Here is a 24,508-nt window from a genome sequence, read left to right on the forward strand (position 1 = left end):
TGGAGGTCTCTCTATGTTCGACAATAACAACAAAACTCGACATAGCATGGCGCTGGCTGCCTTGCTGACGTTGTCCGGATTGAGCGGCGCGGCCTGGGCCGATGCCTATGAAGAGGCGGCAAAGAAATGGATCGCCGATGAGTTCGCGCCCTCGACCCTGACCGCCGAGCAACAGCTCGCAGAGCTGAAGTGGTTCATCAAGGCGGCGGAGCCGTTCCGCGGCATGGATATCAGTGTCGCATCGGAAACTATCGCCACCCACGAGTACGAGTCCAAGGTGCTGGCCAAGGCCTTCAGCGAAATCACCGGGATCAAGCTCAAGCACGACCTGATGCAAGAAGGCGACGTGGTCGAGAAGCTGCAAACCCAGATGCAGTCGGACAAGAACATCTATGACGGTTATATCAACGACTCGGATCTGATCGGTACCCACTTTCGCTACGGCAAGGTCGTGCCGCTGACCGACATGATGGCCGGCGACGGCAAGGACTACACCTCGCCGACCCTGGACCTGGAAGATTTCATCGGTCTGGACTTCACCACCGGGCCGGATGGCAAGCTGTATCAGCTGCCCGACCAGCAGTTCGCCAACCTCTATTGGTTCCGCGCCGACTGGTTCGAACGTCCGGAACTCAAGGCCAGGTTCAAGGAACTCTACGGCTACGAGCTGGGCGTGCCGGTCAACTGGTCGGCCTATGAGGACATCGCCGAATTCTTCTCGGAGAAGGTCAAGGAAATCGATGGCCAGCGCATCTATGGCCATATGGATTACGGCAAGAAGGATCCGTCCCTGGGATGGCGCTTTACCGATGCCTGGTTCTCCATGGCCGGCGCTGGCGACAAGGGCCTGCCCAACGGTCTGCCGGTGGACGAGTGGGGTATCCGGGTCGAGGGTTGCCAGCCGGTCGGCTCCAGCGTCGCCCGCGGCGGTGCCACCAATGGCCCGGCGGCGGTCTACGCGACCACCAAATATGTCGACTGGATGCGCCAATATGCGCCGCCGGAAGCCCAGGGCATGACCTTCTCAGAGTCCGGCCCGGTGCCGGCGCAAGGCAGCATCGCCCAGCAGATCTTCTGGTACACCGCCTTTACCGCGGATATGACCAAGCCCGGCCTGCCGGTGGTCAACGAGGACGGCACGCCGAAATGGCGCATGGCGCCGTCGCCGAAAGGCCCGTACTGGGAGGAGGGCATGAAGTTGGGTTATCAGGACGCCGGCTCCTGGACCTTCCTCAAGTCCACGCCTGACAAACAGCGCCTGGCGGCCTGGCTGTATGCCCAGTTCGTCACCTCGAAGACGGTGTCGCTAAAGAAGACCCTGGTCGGCCTGACGCCGATCCGCGAGTCGGATATCAACTCGCAGGCGATGACCGATATCGCGCCGAAGCTGGGCGGTCTGGTCGAGTTCTATCGCAGCCCGGCACGGGAGCAGTGGACACCGACCGGCACCAACGTACCGGACTACCCGCGTTTGGCGCAGCTGTGGTGGCAGTTCATTGCCGAAGCCGCCAGTGGCGACAAGTCGCCGCAAGAGGCGCTGGACGGTCTGGCGGCGGCCCAGGACACCATGCTCGGTCGCCTTGAGCGCGCCGGCGTGCTGGGTGAGTGCGGTCCCAAGTTGAACGAGGCGAAAGACCCGCAGTACTGGCTGGATCAGCCGGGCGCACCCAAGCCGAAACTGGCCAACGAAAAGCCCAAGGGCGAAACCATCAATTACAACGAGCTGCTCAAGTCCTGGGAACAGGCGCGTGAATGATCGTTAACCGGTCATAAAAAACGGCACCCTCGGGTGCCGTTTTTTATGACTGTCGAGTACGCTATTTGTGCAGGTGCTCGGCTGCGTGCAGGGTGTTTTCCAGCAGGCAGGCACGGGTCATGGGGCCAACGCCGCCCGGTACCGGAGTGATCCAGCCGGCCCGGGGCAGGGCGGCGTCATACTCCACGTCGCCGATCAGTTTGCCGTCCGCCTGGCGGTTGATCCCAACATCGATGACGATGGCGCCTGGTTTGACCCACTCGCCCTTGACCAGACCCGGTTTGCCGGCGGCGACAACCACTATGTCGGCCTGTGCCACATGGCTGGCCAGGTCCTTGGTGAAACGATGGGTGATGGTGACGGTGCAACCGGCCAGCAGCAGTTCCATGGCCATGGGGCGGCCGACGATGTTGGATGCCCCGACTACCACGGCATGCAAGCCATACAAATCCACCCCGGTGCTGTGCAGCAGGGTCATGATGCCTTTCGGTGTGCAGGGCCGCAGCAGCGGCATGCGCTGGGCCAGGCGGCCGATGTTGTAGGGATGAAAGCCGTCGACATCTTTATCCGGGCGGATGTGCTCAAGCAATAAAGACGCATCCAGGCTTTCCGGCAGCGGCAGCTGCACCAGGATGCCATCAATGCTCGGGTCATCGTTCAATCGTTCGATCAGCGCCAGAAGCTCGTCCTGGCTGGTGCTGGCGGAAAGGTCATAGGCCTGGGAAACGAAGCCGACTTCCTCGCAGTCCTTGCGCTTGTGCGAGACGTAGACCTGAGAGGCAGGATCGCTGCCGACCAGAATCACCGCGAGGCCAGGTGCTCGCAGACCTTGCTGGCGCCTTTCGGCAACCCGCTTGGCGATCTGCTGGCGGAGGCTGGCGGCGATCGCTTTGCCATCGATCAGTTGTGCGGTCATTGCGCTTGGTTAACCATTGGAAAGGATTGAAAAAGGAGGCGCATTCTCGCATGGCGAAACCCCGGGGCAAAGGCGCGCGCAAGGGTTTTCGCGTAACTCCTTTATATAACTGAATTTTTTTAGCGTTGCCTGTTGACGAGCTGTTGGTGCCTCTATAACATTCGCCCCGCTTGTCGAGCACAGCCAGTCGCTGGGTAAGACGGCAAACGCAGGGGCCGCAAGGTTTCTGCTGCAGCCGAAAGCTTTAAATCTGCTCTTGCAGATGGATAGGCGCCCGTAGCTCAGCTGGATAGAGCATCCGCCTTCTAAGCGGATGGTCGCAGGTTCGAGTCCTGCCGGGCGTGCCATTTGGCAGCTTTGGCACAGGTAAATGCAATATGGTGGGCGTAGCTCAGTTGGTAGAGCGCAGGATTGTGACTCCTGTTGTCGTGGGTTCGATCCCCATCGTCCACCCCATATTAAAAGGCGCCAGGTCAAAAGCCTGGCGTTTTTGTTTGAAAGCCTTACCACGCGGACGTGGTGGAATTGGTAGACACACTGGATTTAGGTTCCAGCGCCGCAAGGTGTGAGAGTTCGAGTCTCTCCGTCCGCACCATCTTTTAGCTCCCTCCCGTTTGCCGCTAGCATCTAGGGTGACTTCTGCAAATTGACCCTCTAGAATGTATGCCCTTGATTCGGGGCCGGTAAACGGCCGGCCTATGTCTGTGCAACGAGGAATACCCATGCAAGTTTCTGTTGAAAGCACTTCTGCTCTTGAGCGTCGCATGACCGTCGGCGTTCCCGTCGAGCGCATCGAGACTGAAGTCAACAAGCGTCTGCAGCAGACTGCCCGCAAGGCTAAAGTTGCCGGCTTCCGTCCTGGCAAGGTGCCAATGAGCGTCATTCGCCAGCGCTACGAAGATGCCGCTCGCCAGGAAGCCCTGGGCGACCTGATTCAGTCTACCTTCTACGAAGCCGTGGTCGAGCAGAAGCTCAATCCGGCGGGTTCTCCGGCCGTCGAGCCGAAAACCTTCGAGAAGGGCAAGGACCTGGAGTACGTTGCGACCTTCGAAGTCTTCCCGGAATTCCAGGTGTCTGGTCTCGAGACCATTGCCATCGAGCGCCTTCAGGCCGATGTGGCCGATGCCGATCTGGACAACATGCTGGAAATTCTGCGCAAGCAGAACACCCGCTTCGAAGTGGTCGAGCGGGCCGCCGAAGATGGCGATCAGCTGAATATCGATTTCGCTGGTCAGATCGACGGTGAAGCCTTCGCTGGTGGCTCGGCCACCGGTTCTCAGCTGGTGCTGGGCTCCGGGCGCATGATCCCCGGTTTTGAAGATGCCCTGGTCGGTGCCAAGGCCGGCGATGTGCGGGTCATCAATCCGGTGTTCCCGGAGGACTACCAGAACCTCGATCTGGCCGGCAAAACTGCCGAGTTCACTGTTACCGTGAACAGTGTTTCGGCCCCCCAGCTGCCTGAGCTCAACGATGAGTTCTTCGCCCAGTTCGGTGTCAAGGAAGGCGGCCTGGAAGGCTTCCGCGCTGAAGTGCGCAAGAACATGGAGCGCGAGCTGCGCCAGGCCATCAAGTCCAAGGTGAAGAGCCAGGTGATGGACGGTCTGCTGGCTGCCAATCCGATCGAAGTGCCCAAGTCCCTGGTCGGCAACGAAGTCAATCGTCTGCGTGTGCAGGCTGTGCAGCAGTTCGGTGGCAACATCAAACCCGAGCAACTGCCGGCGGAGTTGTTCGAAGAGCAGGCCAAGCGTCGTGTGGTGCTGGGCCTGATCGTGGCCGAAGTGGTCAAGCAGTTCGAGCTCAAGCCTGACGACACCCGCGTGCGCGAAATGATTCAGGAAATGGCCTCGGCTTACCAAGAGCCTGAGCAGGTTGTGGCCTGGTACTACAAAAACGACCAGCAAATGAACGAAGTCCGTTCGGTTGTGCTGGAAGAACAAGTTGTAGATACTGTTTTGCAGAAGGCTAATGTGACCGATAAATCGGTCTCTTACGAAGAAGCTGTCAAGCCGGTGGAAGCTCCGCAAGCCGCCTGATTTCTTTACCTCGTTCGAGCACACCATAAGCCAGCCACCGTGCTGGCTTATGCGTATTTGATACATGACTGTTTAGGGAGCGAGTGCAAGAAATGTCCCGCAATCCTTTTATGCAACAAATGCCAGACATTCAGGCCGCTGGCGGCTTGGTGCCCATGGTCATCGAACAAACGGCCCGCGGTGAGCGCGCCTACGACATCTACTCGCGCCTGCTCAAGGAGCGTGTGATCTTCCTGATCGGCCCGGTCGAAGACTACATGGCCAATCTGGTAGCCGCGCAGCTGTTGTTCCTTGAAGCAGAGAACCCGGACAAGGACATTCATCTGTATATCAACTCGCCAGGTGGTTCAGTGACCGCTGGCATGTCGATCTACGACACCATGCAGTTCATTCGCCCGGATGTGTCGACTATCTGCATCGGTCAGGCGTGCAGCATGGGCGCCCTGCTGCTGACCGCTGGTGCTGCCGGCAAGCGGTTCTGTCTGCCGCACTCGCGGATGATGATTCATCAGCCGCTGGGTGGCTTCCAGGGGCAGGCGTCGGATATCGAGATTCATGCCCGTGAAATCCTGACCATCCGTGATCGCCTGAACAATGTGCTGGCTGGTCACACCGGTCAGCCGTTGGATGTGATTGCCCGCGATACCGATCGCGACAACTTCATGAGCGGTGAAACGGCAGTTGCCTATGGCCTTATCGACAAGGTTCTTGATAAACGCCTGGCTTCCAGCTAATTGACGCCGATTGTGCGCGGCCGACATGCAGTCGGTCGCATTGCGGGCTTGAAAATGCTCGCATTTGCCTCCATCTTGTTTTTCAAGCCTACCGTATTGGATTGATCGAATGACTGACACCCGCAATGGCGAGGACAACGGCAAGCTGCTTTATTGCTCCTTCTGCGGCAAAAGCCAGCATGAAGTGCGCAAGTTGATTGCCGGCCCCTCGGTCTTTATCTGCGACGAGTGCGTCGACCTGTGCAACGACATCATCCGCGAGGAGGTGCAGGAAGCTCAGGCCGAAAGCAGCGCGCACAAGCTGCCTGCGCCAAAGGAAATCAGCACCATCCTCGATCAGTATGTGATTGGTCAGGAGCGGGCGAAGAAGGTCCTGGCGGTGGCGGTGTACAACCACTACAAGCGTCTTAACCAGCGCGAAAAGAAGGACGATGTCGAGCTGGGCAAGAGCAATATCCTGCTCATCGGTCCAACCGGTTCGGGTAAAACCCTGCTGGCCGAAACCCTGGCGCGTTTGCTTAATGTCCCGTTCACCATCGCTGATGCCACCACACTGACCGAAGCCGGTTATGTGGGGGAAGATGTCGAAAACATTATCCAGAAGCTGCTGCAAAAGTGCGATTACGATGTGGAAAAAGCCCAGATGGGCATTGTCTATATCGACGAAATCGACAAGATATCGCGCAAGTCCGACAACCCTTCCATTACCCGTGACGTGTCGGGTGAGGGTGTGCAGCAGGCGCTGTTGAAATTGATCGAGGGCACAGTGGCCTCGGTTCCTCCGCAGGGAGGGCGCAAGCACCCGCAACAGGAATTTTTGCAGGTCGATACGCGCAATATCCTGTTTATTTGCGGTGGTGCTTTCTCCGGATTGGAAAAAGTTATCCAGGGCCGCTCGACCAAGGGTGGTATCGGCTTCAATGCCGAGGTTCGCAGCAAGGATCTGGGCAAGAAGATTGGTGAGTCGCTGCGTGCAGTCGAGCCGGACGATCTGGTCAAGTTTGGCTTGATTCCGGAATTCGTGGGTCGCTTGCCGGTTATCGCAACCCTCGACGAATTGGATGAAGCTGCGCTTATGCAGATTCTGACCGAGCCGAAGAATGCCCTGACCAAGCAATACGCCAAGCTTTTCGAGATGGAAGGTGTCGATCTTGAGTTCCGTCCTGACGCCCTGCGCTCCGTAGCGCGCAAGGCGTTGGAACGCAAGACCGGAGCTCGTGGTCTGCGCTCGATCCTCGAGGGGATTCTGCTCGACACCATGTACGAGATTCCTTCCCAGACGGAGGTCAGCAAGGTGGTTATCGACGAGAGTGTTGTCGATGGTTCATCCAAGCCCCTGTTGATTTACGAGAACAGCGAGCCGGCTGCCAAGGCTGCTCCTGACGCCTGAGTCCGCCTGTTACATGTTGAAAGCAAGGGGCCTGCGGGCCCCTTTGCTTTTGCAGCCGAAACGCTTGTTTTTTGCTGGGGCTAGCCCCATCTTAGGGTGAAGGGTTATCCCATCTATCTAAGGCCTGACAGGCCGCTGTAGAGCCAAAAATCATGAAGACAACCATCGAATTGCCTCTCCTTCCGCTACGCGATGTCGTGGTCTATCCGCACATGGTCATCCCGTTGTTCGTCGGACGCGAGAAATCCATCGAGGCCCTGGAGGCCGCGATGACCGGTGAGAAGCAGATTCTGCTGCTCGCCCAGAAAAATCCTGCAGACGATGATCCCGGCGAAGACGGGCTCTACCGAGTTGGTACCGTTGCGACGGTATTGCAGTTGCTGAAGCTGCCCGATGGCACTGTCAAGGTGCTGGTCGAGGGCGAGCAACGCGGAGCCGTCGAACGATTTATCGAAGTGGATGGGCATTGCCGCGCCGACGTGCAGTTGATCGACGAGGTCGATGCGCCAGGACGCGAGTCCGAGGTGTTTGTCCGCAGTCTGCTCAGCCAATTCGAACAATACGTGCAGTTGGGCAAGAAGGTTCCGCCGGAGGTGCTGTCCTCGCTCAACGGTATCGATGAACCGAGCCGCCTGGTTGACACCATGGCTGCGCACATGGCGTTGAAAATCGAGCAGAAACAGGAAATCCTGGAAATCACCGATTTGTCGGCGCGGGTCGAGCATGTGCTTGCCTTGCTGGATGCCGAGATTGATCTGTTGCAGGTCGAAAAGCGCATTCGTGGCCGGGTCAAGAAGCAGATGGAGCGCAGTCAGCGCGAGTACTACCTGAACGAACAAATGAAGGCCATTCAGAAAGAACTCGGTGACAGCGAGGAAGGTCTCAATGAGCTGGATGAGCTGAAAAAGCGCATCGAGAATGGTGGGCTGAGCAAAGAGGCCTATGACAAGGCTCAGACCGAGCTGAACAAGCTCAAGCAAATGTCGCCGATGTCGGCAGAAGCCACGGTAGTGCGCTCCTACATCGACTGGCTGGTGAATGTACCGTGGACTGCGCGGAGCAAGGTGCGCCTGGATCTGGCGCGTGCCGAAGCGATCCTGGATGCCGATCACTACGGGCTCGATGAGGTCAAGGATCGTATCCTCGAGTACCTCGCCGTGCAGAAGCGCGTGAAGAAGATCAAGGGGCCGGTGCTCTGCCTGGTCGGACCGCCGGGTGTGGGCAAGACCTCGCTGGCAGAGTCCATCGCTCACGCCACCAACCGCAAGTTCGTGCGCATGGCGCTTGGCGGTGTGCGTGACGAGGCCGAGATCCGTGGCCACCGGCGCACCTACATCGGCTCGATGCCGGGTCGTATGATCCAGAAAATGACCAAGGTCGGTGTACGTAATCCGCTGTTCCTGCTCGATGAAATCGACAAGATGGGCCAGGACATGCGCGGCGATCCGGCTTCCGCGCTGCTCGAGGTGCTCGATCCTGAGCAGAACCACAATTTCAATGACCATTATCTGGAGGTCGACTACGACCTTTCCGATGTGATGTTCCTCTGTACCGCCAACTCGATGAATATTCCGGCAGCGTTGCTTGATCGAATGGAGGTGATCCGTCTGCCCGGCTATACGGAAGACGAGAAGATCAACATCGCCATCAAGTACCTGGCGCCCAAGCAGGTTCAGGCCAATGGCCTGAAAAAGGGCGAGCTTGCTTTCGAGCGAGACGCCATTCGCGACATCATTCGCTACTACACCCGAGAAGCGGGTGTGCGCAGCCTTGAGCGGCAGATTGCCAAGGTTTGCCGCAAGGCGGTGAAAGAGCACAGCCTTGAAAAGCGTTTTGAGGTGCTGGTGACCGCGGACTCGCTGGAGCATTTCCTTGGTGTGCACAAGCATCGTTATGGCTTGGCAGAACTGCAAGATCAGATCGGGCAGGTGACCGGGCTGGCCTGGACTCAGGTGGGTGGCGAGTTGCTGACCATCGAAGCCGCAGTGGTGCCGGGCAAAGGGCAGTTGATCAAGACCGGTTCGTTGGGCGATGTGATGCTCGAATCCATTACCGCGGCACAGACCGTGGTGCGCAGTCGGGCGAAGAGCCTGGGGATCCCTCTGGACTTCTACGAGAAGCGCGACATCCATATCCATATGCCGGAGGGGGCAACCCCGAAAGACGGCCCCAGCGCAGGCGTGGGGATGTGTACGGCGCTGGTCTCGGCCCTGACTCAGATTCCGGTGCGCGCAGATGTGGCAATGACCGGGGAAATCACCCTGCGTGGCCAAGTGTTGGCCATCGGCGGCTTGAAAGAGAAACTTCTGGCTGCGCATCGGGGTGGAATCAAAACCGTGATCATTCCGGAAGAGAATGTGCGCGATTTGAAAGAGATTCCGGAGAACATTAAGCAGGACTTGCAGATTAAACCGGTTAAATGGATTGACGAAGTCCTGCAAATTGCGCTGCAATACGCGCCGGAGCCCTTGCCTGATGCGGCTCCGGAGCTGGTTGCAAAGGATGACAAGCGCGAGACTGATTCCAAGGGGCGAATTAGCACACATTAGCCGAGAGGCTTCCTTGACACAATTTTAGAGCCCTTGTTATAAAGCGGCTCTTATTGTGTCGGAAGACCATCCTGCACTCGTTTTGCTTACACAAAAAATCAAGAAACAAAACTCATCAGAAATTAAGGGGACTTAGAGTGAACAAGTCGGAACTGATCGATGCCATCGCTGCATCTGCTGATATCCCGAAAGCTGTCGCTGGCCGTGCGCTGGATGCAGTGATTGAATCTGTCACTGGCGCTCTGCAGGCTGGTGATTCCGTTGTACTGGTTGGTTTCGGTACTTTTGCTGTCAAAGAGCGCGCTGCGCGTACTGGTCGCAATCCACAAACTGGCAAGCCGATCAGCATTGCTGCTGCCAAGATTCCAGGTTTCAAAGCCGGTAAGGCCCTGAAAGACGCCGTCAACTAAGCGTCTTTCAGGCTTTACCCCAAGTCAGCTTAATCGCTGACCTGGTCGCGGAGCGGTAGTTCAGTCGGTTAGAATACCGGCCTGTCACGCCGGGGGTCGCGGGTTCGAGCCCCGTCCGCTCCGCCAGTTACGAGAAGGCGCATCCTCGGATGCGCCTTTCTTCTATCCGGATTTTACCCACACTGCACGACTGCTTTTTTTGTACAGTCGTTCTGGGGGAAGCATGCTGCAGAATATCAGGGACAATTCACAGGGTTGGATTGCCAAAACCATCATCGGTCTCATCGTGGTACTGCTCGCGCTGACCGGTGTCGAAGCCATTTTCACCGGCACCAGCAATAGCCAGAACGCGGCTGAAGTCAACGGCGAAAAAATCACGATCAACGACCTCGGTCAAGCCGTCGAGATGCAGCGACGTCAGTTGTTGCAGCAGCTTGGGCGTGATTTCGATGCGTCTTTGCTGGACGAGAAGTTGCTGCGCGAAGCGGCACTCAAGGGTCTGATCGAGCGCACTTTATTGCTGCAGGGCGCGACCGATGCCAAATTCGCCTTTTCCCCGCAGGCACTCGATCAGTTGATTCTGCAAACGCCCGAGTTCCTGGTCGATGGCAAATTCGATTCCGCTCGTTTCGATCAGGTCATCCGTCAGCTCGGCTATACGCGCATGCAGTTCCGTCAGATGCTCGAGCAGGAAATGCTGATCGGCCAGTTGCGCGCGGGCCTTTCCGGCAGTGCCTTCGTGACCGATGAGGAAGTAACTGCTTTCGCGCGGCTGGAAAAGCAGACCCGTGATTTCGCGACCCTGACCCTGAAGGCCGATAACGACGCGGTTCAGCTCAGCGATGACGACATCAAGGCCTACTATGATGCACAGGCCAGTCAGTTCATGACGCCTGAGCAGGTCGTGCTGGAATATATCGAACTGAACAAGGATGCCTTCTTCGATCAGGTCGAAGTCAGCGATGAAGACCTGCAAAGCGCTTATGAAAACGAAATTGCCAATCTGGCCGAGCAGCGTCAGGCCGCGCATATCCTGGTCGAGGTAAGCGACTCGCTCAGCGATGAGCAGGCCAAGGCCAAGATTGACGAGGCGCAGAAACGCTTGCAGCAAGGCGAAGATTTTGCCGCGCTGGCCAAGGAGCTTTCCGACGATCCGGGTTCCGCTACCAATGGCGGCGACCTCGGTTACGCCGGGCCGGGCGTCTACGACCCAGCCTTTGAAGAGGCCCTGTATGCCCTTAACGAAGGTCAGGTATCCGCACCGGTACGCAGCGAGTTCGGCTGGCACCTGATCAAGCTGCTGGCTGTTCAGGCGCCCGAGGTGCCGAGTTTTGCCAGCCTGCGAGACAAACTGGTGCGTGATCTGAAAACAGGCAAGCTCGAGCAGCGTTTCGTCGAGGTCAGCAAGCAACTTGAAGATGCCGCGTTCGAAGCCTCTGACCTGGTGCAGCCCGCGCAGGAGCTGGGGCTTGAGATCAAAATAAGCGAAGCCTTCGGTCGTGAAGGTGGTGAGGGGCTGGCCGCTAATCGTCAGGTGATTCAGGCTGCATTCAGCGACGAGGTCCTAGAGGACGGCAGTAACAGCAGCGTCATCGAACTCGACCCGAATACCGCCGTGGTGTTGCGTGTAAAGGAGCACAAGAAGCCTGAGCAGCTGGCTCTCGAGCAGGTTGAAGGGAGTATTCGTGAGCAGTTGACCCGGGTGCGTGCCAGTGAAGCCGCCAAGGCTGAGGGTGAGGCACTTCAGGCCGCCTTGAGCGATGGCAAGACGCCGGTTGAGCAGGCTGAGTCGGGGCAGGTCTGGGAAGTGGTTGAAGCGGCTACACGCAGTCAGGAGGGGATTGAGCCGGCTGTACTGCAGGCGTTGTTCCGCATGCCCAAGCCGGCTGCCGCTGGCCAGTCGACGTTTGCCGGAGTCAGTCTGAGCAATGGTGATTTTGTGGTGGTGCGCCTGAATGGCGTGAGCGAGCCTGAAGCGCCATTGACGGATGAAGAAAAGACCATGTATAGCCGTTTCCTTGCCTCGCGCAGTGGTCAGCAGGACTTCGCGGCATTTCGCAAGCAATTGGAAGCCAGGGCGGATATCGAGCGTTTCTGATAGCTGTCGAGTATAAAAAAGGCCGCTATAAGCGGCCTTTTTTATTATTCACGGGGCGGCGATCAATCTTCCATTGCACCCATGGCGGTGGTGTTGAAACCACCGTCGACGTACATGATTTCGCCGCTGACGCCCGAGGCCAGGTCGGAGCAGAGGAAGGCGCCGGCGTTGCCGACTTCGTCGATGGTCACGTTGCGGCGCAGCGGGGTCTGCTTCTCGTTGGCGGCGAGCATCTTGCGGAAGCTCTTGATCCCTGAGGCCGCGAGAGTGCGGATCGGCCCGGCGGAGATGGCATTGACCCGCGTGCCTTCCGGGCCGAGGCTGCCGGCCAGGTAGCGTACACCAGCCTCCAGGCTGGCCTTGGCCATGCCCATGACGTTGTAGTTGGGCATGGTGCGTTCGGCACCCAGGTAGGAGAGGGTGAGCAGGCTGCCGTTGCGGCCTTTCATCATCTCGCGGCCGGCCTTGGCCAGGGCGACGAAGCTGTAGGCACTGATGTCGTGAGCGATGCGAAAGCCATCACGAGTGGTGACGTCAGTGAAGTCGCCATTGAGTTGATCGCCGGGGGCGAAACCGACCGAGTGAACGATGCAGTCCAGGCCATCCCATTGCTTGCCCAGGGCTTCGAATGCTGCAGCGATTTCTTCATCGCTGGCGACGTCGCAGGGAAAGCACAGCTCGGGACCGGAGCCCCAACCAGCGGCGAACTCTTCGACGCGACCCTTGAGTTTTTCGTTCTGATAGGTGAAGGCCAGTTCGGCACCCTCGCGGTGCATGGCCGCGGCGATGCCCGAGGCGATGGACAGTTTGCTGGCAACGCCAACGATCAGTACGCGCTTACCGCTTAGAAAACCCATGTGTGTTCTTCCTCTTCCTGCTTTAAGGATTTAGTCAGCAGCGCCCGGAGCCAATAAGGCGGCTTCCAGCAACTGCTGGGTATAAATATGCTGTGGCGCGGCAAAAATCGCGGCTGCCGAGCCTTGTTCGACCGCTTGACCCTCCTTGACCACTATCAGGTGGTGGCTGATAGCGCGGACCACCGCCAAATCGTGGCTGATGAACAGGTAAGTCAGGTTGTACTTGGCCTGCAATGAACGCAGCAACTCCACTACTTGGCGCTGAACGGTACGGTCGAGCGCCGAAGTCGGCTCGTCCAACAGTATCAGCGCCGGTTTCAGCACCAGTGCGCGGGCAATGGCAATCCGCTGCCGTTGTCCTCCGGAAAACTCGTGGGGGTAGCGGTGCCGGGTATCCGGATCCAGGTCTACCTCCAAGAGTGCGTCGATGATTGCCTGTTCCTGTTCCGCCTCTGTGCCCATACGATGAATGCGCAGGCCCTCGCCGACAATCATCCCCACTGTCATTCGCGGGCTCAGGCTGCCGAAGGGGTCCTGAAAGACCACTTGCATCTGTCGGCGCAGCGGACGAACCTGTTGCTGGGTCAAGCCATCCAGTGCCTGGCCTTGAAAGCGAATGGCACCCTGACTGCCGATCAGCCGCAGGATTGCCAGACCCAGGGTGGACTTGCCGGAACCGCTTTCGCCAACGATACCCAGGGTTTGGCCCTGAGGCAGGCTGAAATTGATCCCGTCCACCGCTTTCACATAGTCGACGGTACGGCGCAGCAGTCCCTTCTTGATCGGGAACCAGACGCGCAGATCGTCGACTTCCAGCAGCGGCTTGCCGGCAGGGTTGGCCACCGGCTCGCCACTAGGCTCGGCACCGAGCAGCTCCTGGGTATAGGGATGCTGCGGCGCATGGAACAGCTGTTCACACGACGCTTGTTCGACGATCTTTCCCTGCTGCATGACACATACACGATGGGCGATTCGCCTGACCAGGTTGAGATCGTGGCTGATCAGCAGCAGCGCCATGCCCATGCGCGCCTGCAGATCCTTGAGCAGTTCGAGGATTTTCAGCTGCACGGTGACATCCAGCGCGGTGGTCGGCTCGTCGGCGATCAGCAGCTCCGGTTCGTTGGCCAGGGCCATGGCGATCATCACGCGCTGGCGTTGGCCGCCGGAGAGTTCATGGGGGTAGGCCTTGAGGCGCTTGTGCGGCTCGGGGATGCCAACCAGCTCGAGCAGTTCCAGGGTTCGTGCGGTTGCCGCTTTGCCGGTCAGCCCTTTATGCAGGGCCAGTACCTCATTGATCTGCTTTTCGATGTTGTGCAGCGGGTTAAGCGAGGTCATGGGCTCTTGAAACACCATGGCGATACGGTTGCCACGGATTTTGCGCAGTTTGTTCTCGCTGAGCTTGAGCAGGTCTTGTCCTGCATAGTGGATGCTGCCGCTCGGATGCTGGGCCAAAGGGTAGGGCAGCAGGCGCAGGATGGAGTGGGCGGTGACCGATTTGCCTGAGCCACTTTCACCGACCAGGGCCAGGGTCTCGCCGCGGTGGATCGTGAAGTTGACGCCTTCGACCACTCGTTGCCTGGAGTCGCCATTGACGAATTCGACGGCCAGGTCGCGTACTTCGATAAGGGTATCGGAACGGGTCATCTTATTTCCTCGGATCGAAGGCATCGCGTGCCGCTTCGCCGATAAACACCAGGAGGCTGAGCATCAGCGCCAGCACGCTAAAGGCGCTGATACCGAGCCAGGGCGCCTGCAGGTTGGATTTGCCCTGGGCGACCAGTTCGCCCAGTGAAGGCGCGCCCGGCGGCAGGCCGAAGCCGAGGAAGTCCAGCGCGGTCAGGGTGCCGATGGCGCCGGTGAGAATAAAGGGCATGAAGGTCATGGTCGAGACCATGGCGTTGGGCAGGATATGGCGAAACATGATGGCCCCGTTTTCCATGCCCAGGGCGCGGGCGGCGCGCACGTACTCCAGGTTGCGGCCGCGGAGGAACTCGGCGCGCACCACATCGACCAGGCTCATCCAGGAGAACAGCAGCATGATGCCCAGCAGCCACCAGAAATTAGGCTGGACGAAGCTGGCGAGAATGATCAGCAGGTAGAGCACCGGCAGGCCCGACCAGATTTCCAGAAAACGCTGCCCGACCAGGTCGACCCAGCCGCCGTAGAAGCCCTGCAGGGCGCCCGCGAATACCCCGATTATCGAGCTGAGTACGGTCAGGATCAGGGCGAACAGCACCGAAATGCGGAAGCCGTAGATTACCCGGGCCATGACGTCGCGGCCCTGGTCATCGGTACCCAGCCAGTTGTCGCGCGATGGCGGTGCCGGTGCTGGCACTTGCAGCTCGTAATTGATGCTGGAGTAGCCGAAGGGGATCACCGGCCAGAGCATCCAGCCGTCTTTCTGTTCGATCAGCTCCTGGATGTAGGGGCTCTTGTAGTTGGCTTGCAGGGGGAATTCGCCGCCGAAGACGGTTTCCGGATAGCGTTTGAGCACCGGGAAATACCATTCGCCGTCATAGCGCACGGCCAGCGGTTTGTCGTTGGCGATCAGTTCGGCGCCCAGGCTCAGGCCGAACAGGGCGAGGAAGATCCACAGCGACCACCAGCCGCGTTTGTGCGCCTTGAACAGTTCGAAGCGTCGTCGATTGAGGGGGGAGAGCGTCATCTCAACCCTCCCGGCTTTCGAAGTCGATGCGCGGATCGACCAGGGTGTAGGTGATGTCACCGATCAATTTCACGACCAGCCCCAACAAAGTGAAGATAAACAGGGTGCCGAAGACCACCGGATAATCGCGGTTGATCGCCGCCTCGAAACTCATCAGGCCAAGACCGTCGAGGGAGAAAATCACCTCGATCAACAGCGAACCGGTGAAGAACAGGCCGATAAAGGCTGCCGGGAAGCCGGCGATGATGATCAGCATGGCATTGCGGAATACATGGCCATAAAGCACGCCGTTGTTGGTCAGACCCTTGGCCCTGGCGGTGACCACATACTGCTTGTTGATTTCGTCGAGGAAGCTGTTCTTGGTCAGCAGGGTCAGAGTGGCGAAGTTGCCGATCACCAGGGCGGTCACGGGCAGGGCCAGGTGCCAGAAGTAGTCGAGGATCTTGCCGCTGAGGCTGAGTTCGTCGAAGTTGTTCGACGTCAGACCGCGCAGCGGAAACCAATCGAAGTAGCTGCCGCCGGCGAAAACCACGATCAGCAGAATGGCGAAGAGGAACGCGGGGATCGCGTAGCCGACGATGATCGCCGAGCTGGTCCAGACATCGAAGGAGCTGCCATGGCGGGTGGCCTTGGCGATGCCCAGCGGAATCGAGACCAGGTACATGATCAGGGTGCTCCACAGCCCGAGCGAGATCGACACTGGCATCTTTTCGATGATCAGGTCGATCACCTCGGCGTCGCGGAAGAAACTTTGGCCGAAATCGAACCGTGCATAGTTTTTCAGCATGATCCAGAAGCGCTCGGGGGCCGGCTTATCGAAGCCGTACAGTTGTTCGATCTCGGCGATCAGCTCCGGGTCGAGGCCCTGGGCACCGCGATAGTTGGAGCCGGCGACCGCCACTTCGGCGCCGCCGCCCGCGATCCGGCTGGTGGCGCCTTCGAAGCCCTCCAGCTTGGCGATCATCTGTTCCACCGGCCCGCCCGGTGCGGCCTGGATGATGATGAAGTTGATCAGCAGAATGCCGAACAGGGTGGGGATGATCAGCAACAGGCGACGAAAGATATACGCCAGCATCTTATTGCTCCGTGCTCGCGGCTGTGGCGTTGTCCGTGGCGGCGGGTTCCTGTTGCGGGCGAGCCCACCAGGTATTCAGGCCGACGTCGTATTGGGGGGTGACTTTCGGGTGTTCGAAGCGGTTCCAGTAGGCCACGCGCCAGGTCTTGATGTGCCAGTTGGGGATGACGTAATGGCCCCACAACAGCACCCGGTCGAGGGCCCGGGTGTGGGCGACCAGGCTTTGTCGTGAATCGGCGTTGATCAGGCCTTCTACCAGTTGGTCGATGGCCGGGTCTTTCAGGCCGATGAAGTTGCGGCTGCCGGGGTTGTCGGCGCTGCTGGAATGCCAGTATTCGCGCTGCTCGTTGCCCGGCGAGTTGGACTGGCCAAAGCCGCCGACGATCAGGTCGAAATCCCGCGAGCGCAGGCGGTTGATGTACTGCGACACGTCGACCCGGCGAATCACCAGGTCGATGCCGAGATCGGCCATGTTGCGCTTGAGCGGCAGCAGCACGCGCTCGAACTCGGTCTGGGCGAGGAGGAACTCGAAACTGACCGGCGCGCCTTCGGCGTCGAGCATCTGGTCGCCTTCGATGCGCCAGCCGGCTTCCTGCAGCAGTTGATAGGCGCGTCTCTGCTGTTCGCGGATGATGCCGCTGCCGTCGGTGACGGGCACGCGGAATTCATCGGTGAACACCTGTGCCGGGATTTGCTCGCGCAGTGGTTCGAGAATCTTCAGCTCGTCGTCGCTGGGCAAACCGCTGGAGGCCAGCTCGGAGTTGTCGAAGTAGCTGCGGGTGCGGGTGTAGGCACCATTGAACAGCTGACGGTTGGCCCATTCGAAATCGAACAGCAGGCCCAGCGCCTCGCGCACCCGTTTGTCCTGGAACAGTGGCCGGCGGCTGTTGAAGATGAAGCCCTGCATGCCGGTGGGGTTATGGTTGTCGATCTCTTCCTTGATCAGTTGGCCATTGGCCACGGCCGGGGTGTCGTAGGCGGTGGCCCAGTTTTTCGCGCTGCTTTCCAGCCAGTAGTCGAATTGCCCGGCTTTCAGGGCTTCGAGGGCCACGGTGTTGTCGCGGTAGTAGTCGAATCGCATGTTGTCGAAGTTGTAGAAGCCGCGGTTGACCGGCAGATCCTCGCCCCACCAGTCCTTGACCCGCTCATAGCGGATCGAGCGTCCGGCTTTGACCTCGGCAACCTGATAGGGGCCGCTGCCGAGCGGAATCTCCAGATTGCTCTTGCTGAAGTTCCGCTTGGTGGGCAGTACCTGCAGTTGTTTGAGCGCGGGCAGCAGTGCCTCGGCGCTGCCTTTTTTCACCTCGAGGCGCAGGGTTCGCTTGTCTGGCGCGCTATAACCGGTGATCGATGCCAGGGGTTTGAACGCCTCGCTTGGCGAATCGGCTGCCGCTTGCAGGTTGAGTCGCAGCAGTTCGGCGTCGGGTTTCTCGTCGCGGACCAGGCGGGCATCCTCGTGGATGCGCAGGCTGATGCTGGCCTTATCGGGCGCTACGACGATGTCGACAATGCCCTCGTTGCCCAGCAGCGGTTGCTGCGCTGCGTCGCGCTCATCCAGTTCGCTCCACCAGTGCTTGGGTAGTACCGGCAGTTGTCCGAGAATCAGCGGCAGTTCACGGTTGCCCGCATGCTTGAAGATGAAGCGTACCTGGCGGGGACCTTCGACTTCGGCTCGATCGACATCGGCATAGTAGCCGCGGTAAGTAGGCGCGCCATGGGTCATCAGGGCTTCGAAGGTGAACTTGACGTCCTCGGCGGTTACCGCCCGGCCGTCGTTGAAACGGGCCTCGGGGCGCAGGTAGAAGCGCACCCAGCTGTTGTCCGGGGCTTTCTCGATTTTTTCCGCGAGCAGGGCGTACTCGGTAAAGGGTTCATCGAGGCTGTGGCGAGTCAGGGTGTCGTAAATCAGGCCGATATCATCGGCCGCCACACCTTTGTTGATGAAGGGATTGAGGCTGTCGAAACCGCCGAAGCCGGCCTGGCGCAAGGTGCCGCCTTTGGGCGCATCGGGGTTCACGTAGTCGAAATGCTGGAAATTGGCCGGGTATTTAGGCGGTTCGTCATACAGGGTCAGGGCGTGCTTGCCTGCGGCCTGGGCCAAGCCGGCCAGGGCGAGCAGTGCGATGCTGCTGCCATGCAGTAGAAATGAGCGCAGAGACGGCGTCATCGGGCATTCTCCGTGGGTTTCAGCCACCAGGTGCGCAGGCCCAGGGTATAGGGCGGCGTGGTGACGAAGGCAAACCGGTTGCGGTAGGCCAGGCGGTGATAGTTGATGTACCAATTGGGGATGCTGTAGTGCTGCCACAGCAGCACCCGGTCGAGTGCGCGGGTGGCGGCGATCTGTTCATCGCGGGTTTGCGCCGACAATAGTTTGTCGAGCAGGGCATCGACCACCGGATGGTTCACCCCGGCGTAGTTCTTGCCTCCTTTGACCTTTGCCTGGCTGGAGTGGAAGTACAGCCATTGCTCCAGGCCCGGGCTGAGGGTTTGTGGCAGGGTCAGCAGAATCATGTCGAAGTCGAATTGATCCAGGCGTTGTTTGTACTGCGCGCGATCGACGGTACGCAGGTTGGCCTGGATGCCGATGCTGGCCAGGTTTTCGGTGAACGGCTGGAGGATGCGCTCGAGGTTCGGGTTGACCAGCAGAATCTCGAACTGCAGCGGTTGGCCCTTGGCGTTGAGCAGATACTGGCCGGACGGTTTCCAGCCAGCCTCGGCCAATAGACCGAGGGCGCGGCGCAAGGTTTCCCGGGGGATACCGCGACCATCGGTTTGCGGCATTGCAAAGGGTTCACTGAACAAGCGTTTCGGCAGTTGCTTGCGATAGGGCGACAGCATCAGCCATTCGGCGCCTTCGGGTGTGCCGGTGGCGGAGAACTCGCTGTTGGGGTAATAGCTTTTGGCGCGCACATAGGCGCTGTTGAACAGTGCACGGTTGGTCCACTCGAAATCGAACATCAGCCCCAGGGCTTCACGTACCTTGCGCTCGGCGAAAGTCGCCCGCCTGCTGTTGATGAACAAGGCCTGGGTCTGCGTGGGAATCTGGTGCGGGATCTCGGCACGAATCACCTCGCCACGCGCCACCGCCGGGAAGCGATAGCCGTTGGCCCAGTTTTTCGCCTGGTGCTCGATATAGAAGTCGAACTCACCGGCCTTGAACGCTTCGAAGGCCACATGGGTATCGCGGTAGAACTCCACCTCGACCCGATCGAGGTTGTATTTGCCGCGATTGACCGGCAGTTTCTCCCCCCACCAATTCTTCACCCGTTCGAAGGTCAGGCTGCGCCCCGGGCTGACCTCGGTGATGCGGTAGGGGCCGCTGCCCAGCGGCGGCTCGAAGGTGGTGGCCTTGAAGTCGCGGTCTTTCCAGTAATGCTGCGGCAGTACCGGCAATTCGCCCAGGCGCAGGATCAGCAGCGGGTTGCCCGAGCGTTTGAACACAAAGCGGATGCGGTGGCGATTGAGGATGTCGACCCGCTTCACTTCCTGCAGGCTGGTACGGTACTGCGGGTGTCCCTCTTTGAGCAGCAGCCGATAGGAAAACGCCACGTCATAGGCGGTGATCGGCTTGCCGTCATGGAAGCGCGCTTGCGGGCGCAGGTTGAACACCACCCAGCTGCGATCTTCGCTGTACTCGACCGACTTGGCGATGAGGCCGTAGCTGGAGGTCGGCTCATCGCCGGAAGGGTCGTAATAGCCGGTGCCGGCCATCAGCGGTTCGTTGAGTCCGGTGACGCCGTACTGGAGGAAGTTGGCGGTGGAAATCGGGCTGGTGCCCTTGAAGGTGTAGGCATTGAGGGTGTCGAAGGTGCCCATACCCATGAACCGCATCGTACCGCCCTTAGGGGCGTCGGGATTGACCCAGTCGAAATGGGTAAAGTTGGCCGGGTATTTAAGGGCACCAAACTGCGCATAGCCGTGGCTTTCGCTGACGGCCGCCCACACGGGAGAGACGATGACCAAGCTGAGGATTAGCGAGAGGAGGGGACGTATCAAGTGAAAGATCCGATCCGGAGCGGCTTTTGGGCTTCTTGTCCGGTACAGTAACAGCTTGTATCCGCAGGAAAAAGGCCGAGTCTATTGGCAGGGTATGCGGACATTATTACTCTCTTTCGATTAATCACAACGAGGCCTTGAACTTGGATATGCGTAGCCATGGTCTGCAGGCATGGATTGATCGTCTGAACCAGGCCGAATTGCCGGCCCTGGCCGCAGTGGTGCAGGATCTGCAACGCCTGGCGCAACAAGAAGACGCCTCTGTGCAGCAACTGGCGGACGTCCTGCTGCGCGATGCTTCGCTGACGTCCAAGGTGCTGCGTGTCGGCAATAGTGCTTACTACAACCCTTCGCAAGAAACCATCAAGACCATCTCGCGGGCCATCGTCCTGATTGGCTTCGACAATGTACGCCTGATCAGCCTCTCCGTGAGCCTTATCGATGGCTTGCTCACCCGTGCTCCGCGCGAGCAGCTGCAGGAGCTGCTCGCGCGGTCGTTTCATGCTGCCGTGCAGGCACGCAATATTGCCGGCTACGTGCTGTCAAGACATGAGGAGGAGGTCTTCATCGCAGCCTTGCTCCATGACTTGGGTGAACTGGCCTTTTGGGGCTGTGGCGGTGAGCAGGCGGACGAGTTGGCCAGCGCCTTGGCCCAGCCGGGTGTCGATGTCGAGGAAGCGGTGCGTGCGGTGCTTGGTACCAGTTTCCGTCAATTGACCCACGGTTTGGTGAAAGGCTGGAACATCGGCGAGATTGCCAGCTTGGCGCATAACAGCATCAACCATAACGATCCGGCGGTGCGCGCGGTCAGTCTGGGTGCACGGATCAGCGAGGTGGCTCTCGACGGTTGGGACTCGCCGGCGATGGAGGCGTTGGTCAATGAGATGGCGACATTCGTCGGGGTCAGTCCGCAAGAGGCCATGCAGCAAGTGCTTGCCAGTGCCGATGAAGCGGTCAAGGTAGCCGCGACCTTTGGCGCCAGCCAGCTCTGCCGTCTGATTCCCAATACCGATCCCGAACAAATCCGCCTGCAGCAGGAGCAGCGCAAGGCTCGCCTGTTGCAACCCAATCTGCAACTTCTGCAGCAAACCTTGCAGGATCTGGGCTTGATGGCGTCTCGCCGTAGCGATCTCGGCTTGATTCTCGATACCCTGCTCAAAGGCCTGCATCAGGGCGCAGGGCTGGAGCGGGTGATGTTGGTGGTACTGGCCGACGGGCAGCGTTGTTTTCGGGCCAAACGGGTGGTCGGCGAAGGGACCGAGGGGTGGATGAACGATTTCCTGCTGCCGGTCGAGCCGCGCGAGCAGCCGCACATCTTCAGCTATGTGTTGCGCAATAAAGAAGCCTTGTGGATGGGCGTACCTGCCAGCTACAGCCTCAACGAACTGGTGACCCAGCCGATACGGCAGCGCCTGGGGCAGGGCATGTTCTTTATCGCCCCGCTATTGGCCGGCAATCGTGAGATTGGCGTGATCTATGCCGATAACCGGGTATCCGGGCGCGCCTTGAAGCATGAGCAGTTTGTCGCCTTTCAGCGCTTTACCCAGCTCACCCGGCGTTGCCTGGAGGCGCTGAGCCCGCGGGCTTGAGCGCGGTTAACGCGCTAGGCGCAGGGTCAGGGTCTGCCCGGGCTTGATGGCGCTGCCGGCGCGCGGATTCCAGCGTTGCAGGTGCTGCATCTCGACCTTGAAGCGCTTGGCGATGGCATACAGCGAATCACCTTTGCGCACCTTGTAGTAGGTCGTGTCACGTCCGTTAGCGCTTGATGTCGTTGGCGACTGACTGCCGTGCAAGGCCAGGGTCTGGCCGACACGCAGGGTGTTGCCGGTGATCTTGTTCCAGCGTTTTACATCTCGCACCGAGACCTGGTTGGTGCTGGCGATTTGCCAGAGGCTGTCGCCCTTTTTCACCCGATAATTGCGTGAGCCGGTGGCACGAGCGGCAACTGGCTGGAACAGCGGCTCCTTCGGCGTGACGCCCGGTTGTGCGGGTATGCTGAGTACCAGGCCAATGCGCAAATGATTGCCGGACAGCTTGTTGATATCTTTGAGGGTGCCGACCGTCAGGTGGTAACGGTTGGCGATGCCACTGAGACTGTCGCCCGAGCGGACGCTGTATTGCTGCCAGTCCACCAGGTCCTGGGGTTTCATCAGCGCCAGGTTGGCAGCCAGCAGTTCCGCCTTGGCGGTCGGCACCAGCAGATGTTGCGGGCCGTCGAGGGTGATGCGTTGTTTGAAGGCCGGGTTGAGCTGGTACAACTCGTCTTCGTCCAGGTCGGCCATGGCGGCAACCCTGGACAGGTCCATGCGCTGCTTGAGCACGACCGCCTCGAAATAGGGCTCGTTGACGATCGGTTCGAGTGCGACGCCGTAGGCTTCCGGGGACATCACTACCTGTGACAGGGCCAGCAGCTTGGGTACATAGTTCTGCGTCTCCTTGGGCAGTGACAGGTTCCAGTAGTCGGTCGGCAGGCCGAGTTTCTGGTTGCGCTCGATGGCCCGGCTGACGCGCCCTTCGCCCGCATTGTAGGCGGCCAGGGCGAGCAGCCAGTCACCGTTGAACATCTCATGCAGGCGTGACAGGTAGTCCAACGCCGCATTGGTCGACGCAGTGACGTCGCGGCGTCCGTCGTACCAGCTGGTCTGGCGCAGGTTGAAATACCGACCGGTGGAGGGAATGAATTGCCACAGACCGACCGCATTGGCGTGGGAATAGGCGAAGGGGTTGTAGGCGCTTTCTATCATCGGCAGCAGCGCCAGCTCCATCGGCATGTTGCGTTCGGCCAGACGTTCGACGATGTAGTGGATATAGGGGCTGCTGCGCTCGCCGGATTTTTCGATAAAAGCAGGGTTGCTGACGAACCACAGGCGCTGTTGCTCGATGCGCGGGTTGATGCCGATCTCGTCCTGCATTTGATAGCCGTCGCGGACGCGCTGCCATATATCCTCGGGCTCAGCCGGGGCGAGACTGGCGGTCAGCCATTCGGGTTCGCGCTCCAGACCCACGGTCAGGTCTGTGTCGCGGCCGCTATCCTCGGTATTTTTGCCCGTGGTCTGGCAGCCGGCCAGGGTTACACAAAACACCACCACCAGCGCCTGTGCGCCTTGTGCTAATGCCTTTAAATTCAAGGTGTTGCGTGGTGATAAAGGCATTAGCTGGCTGGGGCTTCCCGAGGCAAAGATCGGGCAATTCTAGAAACCGATGCCGGAGTGGTCAAGTTTTAACCACTTTCTTTGCGGTGTTATCGACTTTTTAGAAATTATCCTTCCATGCCCGCAGACGCGCGAAAACCTCGCTGGGCGAGCGTTTCTGCGGGCCGTCATGTTCGTCAATCCTTGTCTTGACCGCTTCTTCGGCGCTACGCAAAAAAGGGTTGGTCGCGCACTCCAGGGCCAGGTTGGAGGGCAGGCTGATGCGCCCTTCGGCGCGCCAGGCACTGACTTCCTTCAGCCGTTGGGCGATCTGCGGGTTGTCTGGCTCGACCGCCTGGGCGAAGCGCAGGTTGCTCAAGGTGTATTCATGGGTGCAGTACACCTGGGTTTGCCCGGGCAGGGCGGCCAGGCGGCTGAGCGAGTCGTGCATTTGTGCGGGACTGCCTTCGAACAGACGGCCGCAGCCGGCGGCGAACAGGGTGTCGCCACAAAACAGCCAGTGCTGCTCGGCCTGGTAATAGGCGATATGCCCCAGGGTATGACCCGGTACTTCGATCACCCGAAAGCGCTGACCGAGCACCTCGACCTCGTCGCTTTCGCGCAATGCCAGATCGCGTGCGGGGATATGTTCGTGCGCCGGGCCGAGTACCCGTGCCCCGGTGGCCACCTTTAACGGCTGGATGCCACCCACATGGTCGGGGTGATGGTGGGTGATCAGGATATCGCTCAATTGCCAGCCGGGATGGCTGTTCAACCAGGCGAGTACCGGCGCCGCATCGCCGGGGTCGACTACCGCGCAACGGCGCTGTTCGAGGTCTTGCAGCAACCAGATATAGTTGTCCGAGAAGGCGGGCAGGGCGTCGATCTTTATCATCAG

At 59.5% G+C, this 24,508-nt stretch carries 16 protein-coding genes, 4 tRNA genes and 2 pseudogenes; 12 read left to right on the forward strand and 10 right to left on the reverse strand.

The genetic code is table 11. The annotated features are described in order from the left end of the window. Positions 1-13 precede the first annotated feature (13 nt). A complete protein-coding gene (locus tag R3355_RS09375) occupies positions 14-1,756 on the forward strand; it encodes an ABC transporter substrate-binding protein (RefSeq protein ID WP_318960961.1) in 1,743 nt (580 codons plus the stop codon). A 61-nt stretch (positions 1,757-1,817) separates the two neighbouring features. Here R3355_RS09375 and folD read toward each other — a convergent pair whose 3' ends face one another. Further along, positions 1,818-2,672, reverse strand: a complete 855-nt coding sequence (gene folD, locus R3355_RS09380; RefSeq protein WP_318950511.1) for a bifunctional methylenetetrahydrofolate dehydrogenase/methenyltetrahydrofolate cyclohydrolase FolD — start codon at positions 2,670-2,672, stop codon at positions 1,818-1,820. 270 nt (positions 2,673-2,942) lie between these two features. On the opposite strand from folD, the gene R3355_RS09385 reads away from it, so the two are divergent. The 10 genes from R3355_RS09385 (at position 2,943) to R3355_RS09430 (ending at position 11,886) form a co-directional block, all read left to right on the forward strand. Continuing rightward, positions 2,943-3,019, forward strand: a tRNA-Arg gene (locus R3355_RS09385). Positions 3,020-3,052: 33 nt separating this feature from the next. Next, positions 3,053-3,128, forward strand: a tRNA-His gene (locus R3355_RS09390). A gap of 54 nt (positions 3,129-3,182) precedes the next feature. Next, a tRNA-Leu gene (locus tag R3355_RS09395) sits at positions 3,183-3,267 on the forward strand. A 127-nt stretch (positions 3,268-3,394) separates the two neighbouring features. Further along, entirely contained in the window at positions 3,395-4,705 is a 1,311-nt protein-coding gene (gene tig / locus R3355_RS09400; RefSeq protein ID WP_318960962.1) for a trigger factor, read from the forward strand. A gap of 92 nt (positions 4,706-4,797) precedes the next feature. Further along, complete coding sequence (gene clpP, locus R3355_RS09405) at positions 4,798-5,439, forward strand: ATP-dependent Clp endopeptidase proteolytic subunit ClpP (protein WP_079201854.1); 642 nt, start codon at positions 4,798-4,800, stop codon at positions 5,437-5,439. 109 nt (positions 5,440-5,548) lie between these two features. Continuing rightward, positions 5,549-6,829, forward strand: coding sequence for an ATP-dependent Clp protease ATP-binding subunit ClpX (gene clpX / locus R3355_RS09410; protein WP_318948301.1), 1,281 nt, complete (start codon positions 5,549-5,551; stop codon positions 6,827-6,829). A 152-nt stretch (positions 6,830-6,981) separates the two neighbouring features. After that, entirely contained in the window at positions 6,982-9,378 is a 2,397-nt protein-coding gene (gene lon, locus R3355_RS09415) for an endopeptidase La (RefSeq protein ID WP_318960963.1), read from the forward strand. 137 nt (positions 9,379-9,515) lie between these two features. Then, complete coding sequence (hupB, locus tag R3355_RS09420) at positions 9,516-9,788, forward strand: nucleoid-associated protein HU-beta (protein ID WP_025165694.1); 273 nt, start codon at positions 9,516-9,518, stop codon at positions 9,786-9,788. A gap of 49 nt (positions 9,789-9,837) precedes the next feature. After that, positions 9,838-9,914: transfer RNA gene (locus R3355_RS09425), tRNA-Asp, on the forward strand. Between the two features lie 97 nt (positions 9,915-10,011). Further along, positions 10,012-11,886, forward strand: a complete 1,875-nt coding sequence (locus tag R3355_RS09430) for a SurA N-terminal domain-containing protein (protein ID WP_318960964.1) — start codon at positions 10,012-10,014, stop codon at positions 11,884-11,886. A gap of 62 nt (positions 11,887-11,948) precedes the next feature. Here the strand turns inward: R3355_RS09430 and fabI are convergent, their stop codons facing one another. The 7 genes and pseudogenes from fabI to R3355_RS09460 form a co-directional block, all read right to left on the reverse strand. After that, on the reverse strand, positions 11,949-12,743 hold the full coding sequence (gene fabI / locus R3355_RS09435; protein ID WP_318948295.1) for an enoyl-ACP reductase FabI: 795 nt from the start codon (positions 12,741-12,743) through the stop codon (positions 11,949-11,951). 30 nt (positions 12,744-12,773) lie between these two features. Then, positions 12,774-14,387, reverse strand: a complete 1,614-nt coding sequence (locus tag R3355_RS09440) for an ABC transporter ATP-binding protein (RefSeq protein WP_318960965.1) — start codon at positions 14,385-14,387, stop codon at positions 12,774-12,776. 1 nt (position 14,388) lies between these two features. Next, on the reverse strand, positions 14,389-15,408 hold the full coding sequence (locus tag R3355_RS09445) for an ABC transporter permease (protein ID WP_318948291.1): 1,020 nt from the start codon (positions 15,406-15,408) through the stop codon (positions 14,389-14,391). Between the two features lies 1 nt (position 15,409). Beyond that, complete coding sequence (locus R3355_RS09450) at positions 15,410-16,483, reverse strand: microcin C ABC transporter permease YejB (RefSeq protein ID WP_318948289.1); 1,074 nt, start codon at positions 16,481-16,483, stop codon at positions 15,410-15,412. Position 16,484: 1 nt separating this feature from the next. Continuing rightward, positions 16,485-17,720, reverse strand: a pseudogene (locus R3355_RS24315) (extracellular solute-binding protein); the annotation flags it as partial. A 321-nt stretch (positions 17,721-18,041) separates the two neighbouring features. Further along, positions 18,042-18,650: pseudogene (locus R3355_RS24320) on the reverse strand (ABC transporter substrate-binding protein); the annotation flags it as partial. Further along, positions 18,647-20,476 (reverse strand): extracellular solute-binding protein, encoded by a 1,830-nt coding sequence (locus R3355_RS09460; RefSeq protein WP_318961067.1) that lies wholly within the window; start codon positions 20,474-20,476, stop codon positions 18,647-18,649. The pseudogene R3355_RS24320 and the gene R3355_RS09460, both read right to left, overlap by 4 nt. A gap of 152 nt (positions 20,477-20,628) precedes the next feature. On the opposite strand from R3355_RS09460, the gene R3355_RS09465 reads away from it, so the two are divergent. Further along, complete coding sequence (locus R3355_RS09465) at positions 20,629-22,068, forward strand: HDOD domain-containing protein (RefSeq protein ID WP_318960966.1); 1,440 nt, start codon at positions 20,629-20,631, stop codon at positions 22,066-22,068. A gap of 6 nt (positions 22,069-22,074) precedes the next feature. On the opposite strand, the gene R3355_RS09470 is transcribed toward R3355_RS09465, so the two are convergent. Both R3355_RS09470 and gloB read right to left on the reverse strand, forming a co-directional pair. Continuing rightward, on the reverse strand, positions 22,075-23,631 hold the full coding sequence (locus R3355_RS09470) for a LysM peptidoglycan-binding domain-containing protein (protein ID WP_318960967.1): 1,557 nt from the start codon (positions 23,629-23,631) through the stop codon (positions 22,075-22,077). Between the two features lie 100 nt (positions 23,632-23,731). Continuing rightward, positions 23,732-24,505: a hydroxyacylglutathione hydrolase gene (gene gloB / locus R3355_RS09475; protein WP_318948305.1), complete on the reverse strand. Its 774-nt coding sequence runs from the start codon at positions 24,503-24,505 to the stop codon at positions 23,732-23,734. Between the last annotated feature and the right edge of the window lie 3 nt (positions 24,506-24,508).

Origin of the sequence: Pseudomonas sp. (genome assembly GCF_033723075.1) — a bacterium.
Taxonomy (GTDB): Bacteria; Pseudomonadota; Gammaproteobacteria; order Pseudomonadales; family Pseudomonadaceae; genus Aquipseudomonas.